Source organism: Paraburkholderia youngii (genome assembly GCF_013366925.1).
GTDB lineage: Bacteria > Pseudomonadota > Gammaproteobacteria > Burkholderiales > Burkholderiaceae > Paraburkholderia > Paraburkholderia youngii.
In genome coordinates this window covers 4,488,262-4,502,238 of the sequence record NZ_JAALDK010000001.1, presented here as the reverse complement: position 1 = coordinate 4,502,238, position 13,977 = coordinate 4,488,262, and the positions used below count along the sequence as shown (strand labels likewise).

The following is a 13,977-nucleotide window of genomic DNA, read 5'->3' as shown; positions in this document are numbered from 1 at the left end:
CTAAGGAACCGGCCGGACCGGCGAGCCGCTCGCCGGCGAGGTATCGGCGCCGATGGTGACGGAAGCGTGCCGCCCCTGCCAAACAGGTTTGGCGAACGTCAATCTGTCGAGGGGCGGATTGAGCGTGACCTTCTCGATCACCAGCCGGTCTTTCCTATCCGTCCCGACCGGGCCGCTTTCGATGACGAACGGAATCCGCACGCCATCCACGTCCCTGAAGTCGCGATACATCACCTCGACGATCGCGGGCTGGCCCGAAGGACCGCGCGCCTCGCGGTCGGACTTCACATCGAGGAAATTCTGCGCGTCGACCCACACGTGGCGCGTCGCACCGGAGGGCAAGCGCAGCGACAGACGATAGGTATCGCGTCCTTCGATCTTGTCGGTGCCTTCGAGTGCGACGTCGATGCCCTTCGCGGCGTGATCGAGCAACGGGCCGTCGATGACCTGCGCGTCGCGCGCGAACTTCACTTCATCGCTCGTATAGGGGCGCACATCCGGACCGGCGCTTCCCGACGGGCGCACTTTCCAGCCTTCCTTGCCGTCGAATACGTGCACGATCATCTGATTGGCCGCCGTGACCTCGAAGCGAGTAAGGTCGGGACGTTTCAACGTGAGCATGAACGGCAGATTCGACGTGGGCGCATTCGGACTGTCCACGTGCCCGACCCACTCCATCGACATGATCTTGCGCCAGGCATCTGCGCCGCCGCGAGCCTCGGCGTTCCTCGCGACGATTTCCTCCGTGCCAAGGCGGTCGTCCGACCTCGCGGCCGGCATTTGCGCCAGCACGAACGCGGCGGCGATCGCCACAAGCACCCACCACCAGGCAATCCGTTTCATGACCTTCTCCAGGTGTGCTGCCGTCGCTAGCGAGCCGGCACCTTGACCATGGCCAGTTGCGGCTTGGCGAACAGCGAATCGTCGGCGGCTTGATTCACCGTCACGTGCTGAATCGTCATCTGATGGGTCTGCTTCACGCCCGCGACTATTGTCTCGAGCGTATGCGGCACGACCAGGCCGTTTTCCGCGTGGTAATCGCGGAAGTAGACGGCGACGTTGTGCATGCGCCCGTCGAGCTTGCGCGGGTCGCCATCCATTTTCAGCTCGAGAAAGTTCGTCGCGTCGATCCACACATGACGCTCGGTGTGATCTTTCGTCGTCAGCAAGAGCCTGTAGGCGCGGTGGCCCTCCACGGTATCCATGCCCTGCACCGCGACCTGGCTGCCCTTGCTCGCGTAGTCGATCAGCGGGCCGTCGAGATCGGCGGTGTTCGCGGCCGATTTCGCCTCGGCAGACGTATAAGGCTCGGCGTCATTGCGTCCGAGGAACGGCCGGACTTTCCAGCCTTGCGAACCGTCGTAGACCTGATACGCGGTCTGATTGTCGAAACGAAGTTCAAAGCGGCTCTTGTGCGGCCGCTTCATCGTCATCGTGAACGGCAGCTTGACTGGTTTGGTGCCGCCCACGTCGATCTGTCCTGTCATCGTTATCGTGTTGACGGCGTGCCACGCCTTCAGACCGCCGCGCGCAGCGACGTTGCGCTCCACGATCTGCGCCGCACTCAGGTCGGCCGCCGACGCCGCGGCCGGCATCAGGGCCGCGGCCAGTAAGGCCGCCATCGGAACCGTCGTCGAAAACAACCGCTTCATGGCTCACCCCTCCCTTTGTTCGCGGATCGCTGGCGCGATCATTCGACCACCAGTCCATCGATATGAAACGTGCCGATCAGCACGTTGACGCGATCGCCTGCCCTGATCAGATTGCCTTTGTTGGAGAACACCACCCAGTATTGCTGGCCGACCTCCTGCGGACCGGTCTGCCGAAGCTGGCCGATCGTGTCCATCACCGGCACTTCGAGCAATGCATGACTTCTCTCGCCATACAGATACGGCGTCGAGTTCTTGTCGCCAAGCAACTGCGCGACCGCCGGGTCGGTGACGCGATAGCTGAAGCGCAGCAGATTGCCGGAGGCGGTGCGCCGCACGCTCAGGTTGTCGACGCCATGCATCATTTGATACAGCTGCTGCGCGTGCTGCGGCACTTTCACCGGCATATACGGCGACGCCTTTGGCGAAGTCGCTGCCGCCGCCGGGTTCTGCTGCGCCGCGGCTGCATCCAGCATGGCCGCGGCCAGACAGACACCCGATAGAACCAACGCGGCTCGCCACGCCGGAGACGATGGGTGTTTCATGGCAAGAGTCCCCCGGGACCGAACGGCAGTAAGCTTCCTGTCACCAGCCCGGCGAGACCGGCATTTTTACCATTGCTCGGCAACTCGACCGCGCCGATATCGATCCCCCCGGCCTGCGGGCGCGCCGTGCCGAAGAAGTCGTGGTTCGGCGCACCAGCCGCCGTGGCTGCGTTGACGGCCGGCGAATTCGACTGGATCGAATAGTTGCCGAGCAGCACGCCGTAGCCGGCGGCGCCCGACTGGATCGTGGCGTTGGACAGCGACAGCGGCCCATACGACATGTTGATCCAGTTGTTGCCTTCATCCGGCGTGGCCGACGGCAGCAGGCTGAAGAGCGGATTCGGCAGCACCGTGTCGGCAATCCCCGGAGGCACCGCGAAGCCGATCCCGCCAGCTTCAGGCGGCACACGCGAGCCGTTGCAGTACTGGCTGACGACGCCCGGATTCGTGCCGATGTTGTGCGCGTTCGGGTAATCGACGGCATCGGTCAGGATCGAATACTGCGGGGCCAGCGTCACCCCCGACTCGTGAGTCGCGGGCTTCACATCGCCATACGCGCCGATGTCCCAATACATCGCATGCGGATCGCAATACCCGGTCTTCTGGCCCGCCTGGTTCAGCGTCGGGTTCAGCGTGACCATGTTCTGCCGGCCCTGAATGTTCGGATCGAGTCCGGCCACGGTGATATAGAAGGAGCGGTTTTGCCAGAACACGTTGTTCGTCAGCACCGGGTCGGAGAACGTCTGGCAGTCCGACACGTTGCCAGGACACTTCAGGTTTTTCTTCGAATTCGCGAACGCACTGATGAAGTTCGCCGTATGCCGCGCGACCTCGAGACCCGCCGGCTGGAACGTCGACGTCGTGATCGGGCTGCAGGTCGTTTCGGCGCCCACCGTCGTGCAGTTCGGCGGCCCGACGTTCGCCTGCGCAGCCAGTGCCGTGTTGAACAGCACACCGGCCGTGGAAGTCGAATCGTTCGAAATCACCGTGTTATTGACGAAGCTCACCGCCACCGCGTCCTGCAGCGACACGCCTCCGCCCGCCCAGCCCGCCACGTTGTTCGCGATGATGTTGTTGATGACGGTAACGTCGTTCCACGATTTGCTGTCACTCGGACTGCGCTGCACGTCCGTGCCGTTGATGTTCTGCAAGCGCAGACCGCCGCCTTTACCGCTTTCCGCGGTATTGCCGACAATCAGGTTGCCGTCGATCACGAGGCCCGGACCGACGCCATCGGAAAGCTGCGGCGCGCAGTCGATGTCGACTGCCGAGTTTTCACAGAAGGTGCCGTCCGGCGGCACGCCCTGGGCGATGATGCCGCCGCCGTACGTCGGCAACGTCGGGTTGTTGCTCTGGTTGAAGATCACCCAGTTGTGCGAGATGTCGCCGTTGTAGCTGAACCCGAAGTGAGCGATGCCGCCGCCGTCGCCGCTGCTGATATTGCCGCACACAAAGTTGTAGTTGAAGTGATAGTTGTCGGCGCCCGAGCAGAACGTCACGCCGGCCGCGGACGAAGGCGTCGTCGAGTTGATTTCATCGCCATACGATGCATTCGAGGTCACCGCGTTGTGGTGCACGTTCACGAATGTGTTGTACCCGAACGGCAGCTCCGTGACGCCGTTCGCCGAGATCGTGCCGTCCGGCACTTCGACCTGGCCGACCGTGATGCCGCCCGTGAGCGTACCGGCGTTGCTCGACACGCGGTTGTTCGACACCTCCGTGTAGTGGTTCCAGCCGTGCAGGAAGATCCCGCCGCCGCCTTGCGAACTATTCGTGAAGGTCATGCCGTCCACCCGCGACGGATTGCACAGGAAGTTGCTGGGGTACTGGGCGCAATCCTTTTTACTGCTGGTCAGCGGGGTGCAGATGCCGTTCGCCGTGCAGTTCGCGTCTGCCTGCCCGTTCACGTCGGCCACGCCCTTGGCGAGCACCGTGATGGCGGCGCCTTCGTAGGCACCCATCAGCGTGGGTTCGATCAGCAGTTCACCGAGATTGCCGTTGAGTGTGTTGTCCCAGCCTATCGTCGGTTCCAGCGGAATCGCATCCACTTGCCGTTGCATCGCGCTGCTGCACGAGTACGTGCCGGTCGGGTCGTACGAGTTAGTGGAGCTGATCAGGCCACCGTTGAGCGCCACGCCGAACAGGCAGTCGACCTGTCTGCGCCACGGGTCCATCTTGCCGGACGGGTGGGGATTCGCGTTGACCGTCACGGAGCTCGCGCCGACGCCTTGCAAACGAACCGGCTTCCACATCAACAGCATCTCCTTGTAGACGCCGGGGCCGACGATGATCATGTCGCCCGGGGTTGCTTTGTCGATGGCGGTCTGGATGGCGTTGCTCGTGCCGTTCTCGCCAGCCACATAGGTAGGTGCCTTACCGCCGATCGTGACCGTGACGGTATCGATCGACTTCTTGCCGTTGCCGGCCGTGATCACCAGTTCACCGCAGCTCGTCGCCGTGGTTACGCCCATCTGCTGGATCGTGCAGCTCGACTGCGTCTTGCTCAGCGTAGGCACCGTCACTGTGATCTGCATGTCGCTCCACGAGGTCACCGTCGCGGCGGCACCGCCGATCGTGACCGTGCCAGTGCCCTGCGCGGCCCCGAAGCCATAGTGACGCGTGACGAACTTCTGGTTGAACGGCGCCTTGGTCTGAGCCGGCCCGCTATAGGCATGGTTGACTACGGTCTGATCGCCGAGCGCTTTTATCGTCAGCGTATGGCCGGCCGCACTGACCCACGGACCTGCCCCACTGCCGCCGATCGTGTCGCCGGTCACCGTCGAGACGGCCGGAGTTCCGTCGGGATACGCGCAGTCAGGCTGGTTGTAGCCGTCCGCGAAGGCCTGGACCGGCACGACCGGGGTATCCATGTACTGCGTCTGGCCGGGCATGAACGGAATCTCGTAGCAGAACTGGCTGTACGCCGGGTTATAGAGCGAGTCGTGGATCGTCTGGCCGGGGTGCGCCGGATCGGGCTTGTCGGGATCGTTCATGCAGGCCACCATCATGTTCGGCGCGTAACCCGTCGGGTTCGGCGGATTCACTTCCCACGTCGAATATTGCAGCCCGTTGAAGATGCCCCACTGATCCGCATACACACGGGACACTTCATTGCCAGCGAAGTCCTTCAGCGAAACCGGCACGTTCGGCACCGCGAACTTTTCACCGAACTGCGGCGAGTACGGGTCGAACTCCGACGAGAAGTCATCCAGCATGAAGCCCGTGAAGTGAGCGGCGACGTGCGTGGAGCTGAATATCCAGAACTTCGCGACCGCCGACATCTGGTTGGTCAGCGTGACTTCCTTGCGGTCGCACAGGTGCCGCGACGCGCCCGCGAACGGTGCGACTTCCTGCGAACCGGGGAACAGGCTGATGAAGTCCGGCACGATCCGCAGCGCACCGACGCACGGCCAGGACGGTTGAATGATGCCCGTAACCTCTTCGTTGCGAGTCGTCATACCGAGATCCGTGGTCGGGTTCTGCGCATTGTTCGCGTTGTAGCTCGAATTCACCGCCGCCTGGTCGGGCAGGATGAAGATGTTGCCGAGACTGCCGAACTGTTGCGTCACCGGCGCGATGTAGTTATCGCCGATCAGGATGTTCTTGTCCTCCTCCTTCACGAGTTCATAACCCGGCGGCACGATGACTTCGACCACGTACTTGCCTGCGGGCAGCATTTTCGTGCCGTCGCCGGACGGATTCGTCACGCAGATCGAGCAGTTCGTGCCGGTCGGCTTGCCGGTGGTCGGGTTGCGGCCCGTCACGCTCGGGAACTGGTACATCCCGTCATACGGCGCGGGCTGCAACTGGTTGAACGCGTGCATGCCGTCATAGCACTTGAACTGAGAGTTTGCCGGCAACGCGCGCTGCTGGGTATCGAGCCACTGCTTCGAGTTTTTCAGCGTGAAGAAGAACGGGTCCGTGGTTTCCTGGCCCGGACAGTTCATGTTCGGCACGCCGTCCGAGCGGAAGCCCTGCGCCCAGTCGTCCCAACTGCTGGTCTTCGTCGTATCCACGAGCGCGAGGCTCTGGGTGCCGTCCGCGGCAATGGTCTCCTGATAGAGGTTCACCGTGACGTTCGGCACGTTCGGCGTCCAGCTCGTGTGAACGAGCTGGGCCGGGTCGTCGAACGGTCGTGTCGACGCATAGACCACCTCGCCACGAATGCCGCCGTTTTCGGTCGCGCCGAACGGCGTCTTGCCGAATTCGAGAAACGAGCTCTGACCGGAGAAGCCTTGCCAGCCCATGGTCGTCACCCACGGCGGATCGATCCGTCCCGTCGATGGATTGGTGCCTGAGCGATCGCTGCAGTCCGCGTCGTTGCAATACACCGATCCCGGAAAGCGCAGGTTGGTTGGCAGGTGCGCCGTCGCGGATTCCTTCGTGTTGGCGTAGTGAGCCGCAATGGTCGAGGTCCCGCCGCCGGGCGTGCCATCCGGCGGACCGCCCGCATCGTAGACCGCATGGACGCCGGTCTGCTTGTAGCGCGTCGTATCGGTCTCCGCGATGTACCAGTTGAACAGCGGGAATACTTCGTTGAACGACGCATAGCCGTTCAGGTCGGTGGTATTGAAGTTCGAATAGCTGCCGTCACGGAACCGGATCGTGGTTGGCACGAGCGCGATACCGGGCTTGCTGGCATCCGACACGCCATTGCCAGTGGTATCGAGGTAGGTTCGCGTGTACAGATTGGTGTGCCATTGAAGCACCGACAGCTCGCCGACGTTCGCCGTCTGTCCGCCCTTCACCGCTGCGGCCGTCGCCAGTCCGTCGACGATCTGATCGTTCCACTGATCGAACACCGTGATTCTGTACGTGCCGTCGGGCAAGCCGCTTATGCTGAACGTGCCATCGGCCGCGCACTTGGTGAACGCAACATCCTCGCCGTCCGGATCGCCGACGCTCACATAACACTGCGTGAAACTGAGCGAGTCGCGCGAGCCGGCGCCATAGAGGTTTTCGTTAGGCGGCCGGCTGTAGTGCAGGTTGGTAATCTTGCCTTTGATGCCGTTGTTGCAGGTCACGCCTTTGCAAAGAGCAGGCAGTCGCGCATTGATGATCTTCGGATTTGCAAAGCCGATCGTCACGTGAAAACCCGCCGGCCCGAATTCCTGGAAGTACGCCGGGCCGCCGACCTTGATGAACGCATCGTGCGCTTTCTGGCCGTCGAGCGTGTTGGTCTGCAGCCACTCTTCGCCGCGTCCGATGCGGTCGGCCGCGGGGTACGCGGCCACACCGTAGCGCCCCGGCATCAGATTGGCGATGATCGCCTGGCCCACCAGCGGCGACAGCGTCTTGCCGTCAGACTCGAATTTCGGGCAAGTCGGAATCATGCCGACGATGCCGTCATGGGTCGTCTTCGAGATCGGGCAAGCGTCGAGACCGGTGGCCGGGTCCTTCATTCCCGCCAGCGAGTTGGACAGCGGCATGTTGAACATGTCGTAGCTCATCTGGCCGGTCGCGTCGCCGGTGCCGCCCGCGTCGTCGAAGAGCTTGACTTCGAAGCCGCCGAGGCCCGGTTCGCGCGCCGTGCCGAAAGCGTCCGTACCGCCGCTCACGTCCACTTCACCGTTGACCGGCGCGTCGTCTTCAAACACGAACACGGAAATTTTCGCGGTCTGCAGCGGGGTCTGTTGCAACAGCACGTTCACCGCCGTTTGTGCCGGTGCGATCGGCGCGCCGCCCATCGCGTGACCACACTTGCCGGTACCGGGCGCGAAGTCCGCGCCGCTCGGGCCGGACGGGCAGTCCTTCGAGATGTCGAATTGCCGTAGCGCACCGTTCGTCCCTGCTACCGGCGCGCCGGAGCCTTGCGCGAACGTGTTGCCCGCGTCGCCCGGCAGGATCGAAATGTAATAGTGCTTCGTTGGATCAAGCGCCACTTGCGACGGATCGACCGGAGTCTGTTGCGCGGCGGTCGTGCGGCATGCTCCATCGCCGACGTCGCACACGGCCGCCACATGCGTGTTGGTGGTCGGATCAAACACCGTCTGCCCCGACTCGCACGCTATGGTTCCCACGCAGCCCGACGCGATGACCGGCATATAGCTGGTATGGAAACTGGTGCCGAGACTCGGCACAGGCAGCGGCGGGCAGGTACTCGGGCGCCCGGCGCCGTTCACCTGACAGGCGGGGTCGATCTGGAACGTGCGGTCCTCCTCGATGATCCAGCGATAGTCCTTGATCGCAGTGCCGGTCGGCGCGTCCTTCACCGCCACGGCGAGTCCGCTGCCGCCGTTGAACGTCACGGTGACCGTTGCGGCTGCGCTAGCCGTGTTCTGTGAATTGACCGCCTTGTAGTGGAACGTGACCTTGGCCGTCGCGTTGCCCACCGGCGGCGTCGACGGGACGGCGTTGAACGAACCATCGGCGTTCAGCGTGACGGTGCCGCCCGGGTCTGTGCTCGTCAGGACCGCGGTGAGCGGCAGGCCAGACGGGTCCGTGTCGTTGGCGAGCACGCCCGGAGCGCCGATGTGCAGGAGCGAAGCGACATTGCTGGTGTACGTGTCGTTTAGGGCGGTGGGTGCGCCGGACAGGCAATGAGCACTCGCCGTGCATGGCGCCAGCGTCACAGTGGCCGTCAGCGCGGGATTGCCGTTCGCCTGATAGACGAAGCTGTCCGACGTCGTGCCGCTGTTCGGCACATACGTGAAGGTGCCGTTCTGATTCAGCGTGAGCACGCCGCCTTTCGGCGGGGTCTTGACCTGCACGCCGGAGACGCCCACATCGTTGGCGATCACGCCGCGGGCGGGATCCATCACGCTCAACGTGTTGCCGGGCACGAGGAAATACTTGTCCGGGTTGGCTACGGCGCCGGTGTTGGCAGCCGTCGACACCGGCGTTGCGCCACCGTTCACGCTGATATACCCCTGCATGCCGCCATCGCGTTGATTATTGGTGGACAGGCTCAGCTCGCGATCGAACACAGGCAACGCGAGTGCGCCCGTTGCAGGCGCATTCATCAGCACGTCATAGGTTTTGCCGGCAGCGAGGAACACCTCCGACTGAACCCGCAGATTGCCCGGCAAAACGTTGCCGTCTTCCGCCAGCAGCGAGAATCCGGACACCGGCGGATTGCCGGTTTGCGCGCCCACGACGGACGGTACGTGCATGCGCAGCCCGGCATTGACGAAGCGCAGCAGCACGAGCCCCGTCGAGGCCGGCGCGGCAGCCGCAAAGGTCGACCCGGCCGCGTTGTTGCGGTCGAACGCGATGCCGTTGATCAGGTAATAGCGCGGGTCGTAGTTCACCGCCGGCGGATAGCAGGTGCCGTACGTAGACGACGACGGATTGCCGCAACCGCCCGGCTGACCGGACCAGACTCTGGTTTCGCTGAAGCCGGATGTCGTCACCGCCGAGGCCACTGCGGCATTCTGCACCGGATCGATTTCGCTCAGCACGAGCGGTACGTCCGCGTCATAGCTGACGCCCGGATAGGCCAGCGCGCGCGTGGTGCCGTTGGCCGGCGTTGTGACCACCAGCACGCCATACAGGCCCATGGGCCCCTGAATGGACGGATGCGTGCCCGACTCGATCAGGTAAGTGCCGGGGTTGAGATTGTTCCAGGCAAGGGTGGTCGTCTGGCCATTCGTCACTTCGTTCGCGAACGACTGCACACGCGGCGGCTGGGCGGGCGGCGTGAAAGTCGCGCCGCTCGTGCTGCTGGCGATCGGCCAGGTGGTCGCGGTTTGCGTCGCATGCACGGGGCTTGTTGTGCTCGTCGCCGTCGTGCCTTGGCCGACACCGAGTTGGCCGACCACGACAAGCGAAGTCGGTATCGAGCCCGGCAGACTGTTCTTGAGATTGATGGTCAGCGGGCCGGGCGGTACCGTGATCAAGACAGGCGACCAGTTCGCGCCCGCGCCAGGATTCGTCGCCGCGCAGGTAGCGGGCGCCGTCGCCGGCGCTGAACAGGTGTATCCCCACATCGGCACGACCTGTCCGTCGGGGAGTGCAACCGTCGAGGCCTGCGCCGTCAGATTGACACTTGTGGCCGAGGCCATGCCGCTCGCCGTGAGCAGGATCGTTGCGGCGACGCCCGCCTTGATCAGACCGAGGAGCGTCCCTTTGAACTGGGTGGATCTCATCGCGTTTCTCCCCGCCTCTAATTTCCTTCGTTGATCGTGAAAGCTTGTGGATCCACGAGCATCATCATCATCATTCCGCCTGGGAAGATGTTGTTCGTGGTGATCTCGCGTTCATTGTGTGAGTGCCACATGTAGGCGAAGCCGGCTTCGGCGGACGGTGGATTCACGACCGTGCCGCTGGGCGGCGTCGTCCCGTTGTAAGCGGTCGCACGAACGGTGGCGTCGGGCCCGAGGTAGGGACTGCCACCGAACCAGGCGCCGTTGGTCAGCACACGCGCATCCGGCAAGGTGACCGGACCGCCGCTGCCTACGTTGCCAAATGGATGAGCTTCCAGCGCCTTGTTGTGATCGGCGCACCACTCGTAGTAATTCGGCGCTTTCGGGTCAGCGGTGTAGTAGCCGTTCGCATCAGGAATACAGACGCTGCCGTCGCCCGGCTTGTGCCCGTACACGTCCCAATTCAGGCCCTTGCCGGTCCAGTAGAAAATGCCGTCCATCGCGAGTCCTGGCGTGGTCGTGGTCGTGAACAGCAAGGGACCGGCGAGCTTGGTCGCATCCGTCTTGCTGAGCAGCAGGTTGCCGTCGCGCGCCAGCACGCGCACGTGATTGCCGTGTTCGTGGAACGGATGCTGCCAGCGCCCCGTGCCGATCACCCGCAGCAGCACCAGTTCGCCGGGATGCATGTGCGGATTGCCGTTGTACGGCTGATTCGGATATTGCGGCGCGTAGTTCGGGTCCATGTCATCAGGCATGGAGCGCCCGTTGATCAGGAAATAGGCCGGGTGATAGGGCTCGGTTTCGACGGTCATGCAACCGGTGGACTGGGTGCACGCTTTGGCCGCTTGCTGTTCCGCCTGCGAGTGGATGCGCGGATCCATTTCGGCAAACTGGAACAGATACTCGCGGTCGTAGCAGGTCGCGCTATGGTTATAGGCCGCCGCAGCATTCCGGTAATCGGGCTGGCCGTCGGGCAGCGTCGAGGATACGGCGCGGCAGCCCGTCGGCACCGCGAGGGCCCCGGGCGCGGAAGTCGGCAAGACGATCAGCGCGCCGGACAAGCCCATTTCGATCTGCAGATCGCCCTGCGTGCCGCTGTAGTAGCTGTGCGTTCCCGGCGTCGCCGCCACGAAGCTATAGGTGACCGTGTTGCCGTGGGTCGCCTCGCGTGTCAACACGCCTGGCACGCCGGTCTGCGTCGCCGGACAGGTGCCGTCCGGGTTCAGCACCGCCGCGCATACCTGGAAGCCCGGAAACAGGATCGAGGTATTGCCCGCGGCGGCCGGCAGATTGTTGGTGAGCTTGACCGTCACGACGTCGCCCTGTTTGACGATCAGTGTCGGCCCCGGAACCTGCATGCTGGGACAGTTCGCGCCCGCAATGCCCGCTGGCGAAAATCCCGCGGGCGCCGTCCGGCACCCGTAACCCCACGCGTAAATGCTCGCGCCGTCCGGCTGGCTGACACGGTTCGCCTCGGCGCTCAGATCGAACGTCGTTCCGGTGATACCCGGCGCGGCAGCCTGCGCATGCAGGCAGAACAGTGCCGCCAGCAACGCGGCGCCGAATCGCGCGAAGCGTGTCAAACGCGCGATGCATGCGGGGTCCGCACGCAGGGCGATCCACCTTGCGTTGATGAAGTTACCCACGGTTGTTCTCCTAGGAGCAGGACTTCGTGGTCGGGTCCACCGAGTGGCAGATGTGGACCTCGGTCATCAACCCGCCGAAGTTCTCGGCGTCGTTGGACAGGTGATCGAGGTTCGGCGTGTACAGGTAATAGACCGAGCCCGGCGCGTATTTGGTCGTATCGCTCGCGTCGAGAATCACGTCGATCGACTCGCCGCCGCCCAGGGTGACCGAGTTCGTGTTGTAGGTCATGTCGTTGCCGGCCAGGTCACGAAGCAGCCGTGCATTCATGCCAATCACGTGCATTGGAATGCCGAGCGAAGCGAGCGTCTGAAACTCCGTGACGTCGAGGTCGGAGATTCTGAGCAGCGCGCGGCCGCCGGCCGGAATGTTGATCAGCGCGGGCAGCGGTTGCGAATAGTGCTTCGATCCATCCGCGACCGGCGTCTGCATCGGTCCTGGCGTGACCGTGTCCGGATAGCTGCGGCCGTTCAACATGAAGTGCTTGTCCTTCATATCGACGAACGGCTCCGGATTGAACGTCATGCCGATGAAGTGGAAGTTCGGATCGAAACCGTGAATCTGGACTGGATACTCGACGTCGTACGCAGTCGAACCGTCGCCGTCGTTGTAGGCGTAAAGCGTCGGCGTGCCGCTCTTGTTCTTCACGTGCATCACGCTGTTTTGCGGCGGCAGCGGCGTCGAGCACAGAATGTCGCTGCCGCATGCGGTGCGCGGATCGAGTTGTTGCTGCTGCAGCGAGGCGTAGAGCGTCCCCGTCGTGACGCGGTTCTGCCTCGGCCGCACGTAGATCTGCCCGACCATCCCCATCTGCAGATGCTCCGGCGGCGTGATGTGGCAGTGCCAGAAGTAGGTGCCGGCATCCGGTGCGAGGTAGTAGTACGTGAAGCTCGCACCGATGTTGATCGCCACCGACGCATCCGGCACGCCGTCGAAGAACGCGGACGCGTTCGGATAGCCGTGGAAGTGCACCGTGTGCTGCTCGAACAGGTCCGGGCGCATGATCATCCCGACGTTGGTGAGCGTCAGGAAGAACTCGTCGTCCTCGTCGATGGCCATCATCGGCGCGGGAATGTTGCCGTTCATCACGCCGATGTCCATGATCGGCCGCGGGTCGACGTGACCCGTCATCTGACCGGCCGGCACCGAATCCGGGTCGGGCGCGATGCCGACCGCGCCGTTGTAGTTCGGATTGGTTTTCGCATCGCCCTGGACATTGAACACCGAGGGGAACTCGGTGCCGGGCAGTCCGTTGCGAATATCGGCGAGACCGGATAACGGGCCGAACGAGAACATGTAGGTTTGCGTGCCGTCGCCCATCGTCGCGTAACCATCGCCGCCCGAAATCTGCTGGCACTTGATCGCGCCGTTGACGTTCTTCGTCGGGGTCGAGTTCGGTCCGGTCACGGACGGGCCGACGTAGGCCGGTTCGCCCGCACCAGCCGGCAGCGCGGTCGGATGAAGCGTCGTTGTCGGTGGACATTGCACGCGGAACGACTGAGCAAATGACGGCAACGAGAATAGCAATAACAGCAGCGCTGCAAAGCCGTTCCGACAGATTGGAATACTGAACATATGACCTCCGTCCAGGGGGCAGCCAGCGCGAACCGCGCTGGAGGTCATGCTCTACGGTGGGGCACTCACCGGGTACCGACGACCTGAACCCGTAGATTGATTCTGCAGACGCGTGCAGGCGTCTGGGATGGGTCAACTCCCTACACTTGCGGTAGGGGCGAACCCAGCGGGGGGCGGGAAGGTCTGCTGCAAGCGGGGCTCGTATACCCGCCATGAGCTGCGACCGCACAAGGCGAAGCGGCGCTCGCGATGCCCAGTGGATATCTTCGTGTTGGATCACACACCCGGGATGCGATGAGGTTGATCCTTGACCGCGTTGCCCGCTAGATTTGAAGGTTCAAGCGCCGCCAGTGCGAAATCACTTCCCGTACAAGATATCTGTAGAAGAACTTCGATGGGGTTGCGATGCGGGTTGCGGGGTCACGGAAACGACACAGCGTTTCGCGATGTCACCCGAAGCGACGGCAGCGAGCTCCTTGC

At 63.5% G+C, this 13,977-nt stretch carries 6 protein-coding genes; all 6 read right to left on the bottom strand.

Annotated elements, in window-relative coordinates:
* The gene (locus G5S42_RS20635; RefSeq protein ID WP_176108488.1) at positions 1 to 843 is read right to left on the bottom strand and encodes a LolA-like protein; all 843 of its coding nucleotides are present in this window, start codon (positions 841 to 843) and stop codon (positions 1 to 3) included.
* Positions 844 to 869: 26 nt separating this feature from the next.
* On the bottom strand, positions 870 to 1,652 hold the full coding sequence (locus G5S42_RS20630; protein WP_176108487.1) for a LolA-like protein: 783 nt from the start codon (positions 1,650 to 1,652) through the stop codon (positions 870 to 872).
* A 38-nt stretch (positions 1,653 to 1,690) separates the two neighbouring features.
* Positions 1,691 to 2,194 (bottom strand): hypothetical protein, encoded by a 504-nt coding sequence (locus G5S42_RS20625; protein ID WP_176108486.1) that lies wholly within the window; start codon positions 2,192 to 2,194, stop codon positions 1,691 to 1,693.
* Positions 2,191 to 10,281: an Ig-like domain-containing protein gene (locus tag G5S42_RS20620; RefSeq protein WP_176108485.1), complete on the bottom strand. Its 8,091-nt coding sequence runs from the start codon at positions 10,279 to 10,281 to the stop codon at positions 2,191 to 2,193. Before G5S42_RS20620 ends, G5S42_RS20625 begins: the two co-directional genes overlap by 4 nt.
* 17 nt (positions 10,282 to 10,298) lie before the next feature.
* Positions 10,299 to 11,861, bottom strand: a complete 1,563-nt coding sequence (locus tag G5S42_RS20615) for a multicopper oxidase domain-containing protein (protein WP_217710134.1) — start codon at positions 11,859 to 11,861, stop codon at positions 10,299 to 10,301.
* Between the two features lie 73 nt (positions 11,862 to 11,934).
* Positions 11,935 to 13,497, bottom strand: a complete 1,563-nt coding sequence (locus G5S42_RS20610) for a multicopper oxidase domain-containing protein (protein WP_176108484.1) — start codon at positions 13,495 to 13,497, stop codon at positions 11,935 to 11,937.
* Positions 13,498 to 13,977: the final 480 nt, after the last annotated feature.

Bases quoted from the DNA above. Each gene is read 5' to 3' on its own strand.
- G5S42_RS20620 (WP_176108485.1), bottom strand. From the start codon at position 10,281: ATGAGATCCACCCAGTTCAAAGGGACGCTCCTCGGTCTGATCAAGGCG.
- G5S42_RS20630 (WP_176108487.1), bottom strand. From the start codon at position 1,652: ATGAAGCGGTTGTTTTCGACGACGGTTCCGATGGCGGCCTTACTGGCC.
- G5S42_RS20610 (WP_176108484.1), bottom strand. From the start codon at position 13,497: ATGTTCAGTATTCCAATCTGTCGGAACGGCTTTGCAGCGCTGCTGTTA.
- G5S42_RS20635 (WP_176108488.1), bottom strand. From the start codon at position 843: ATGAAACGGATTGCCTGGTGGTGGGTGCTTGTGGCGATCGCCGCCGCG.
- G5S42_RS20625 (WP_176108486.1), bottom strand. From the start codon at position 2,194: ATGAAACACCCATCGTCTCCGGCGTGGCGAGCCGCGTTGGTTCTATCG.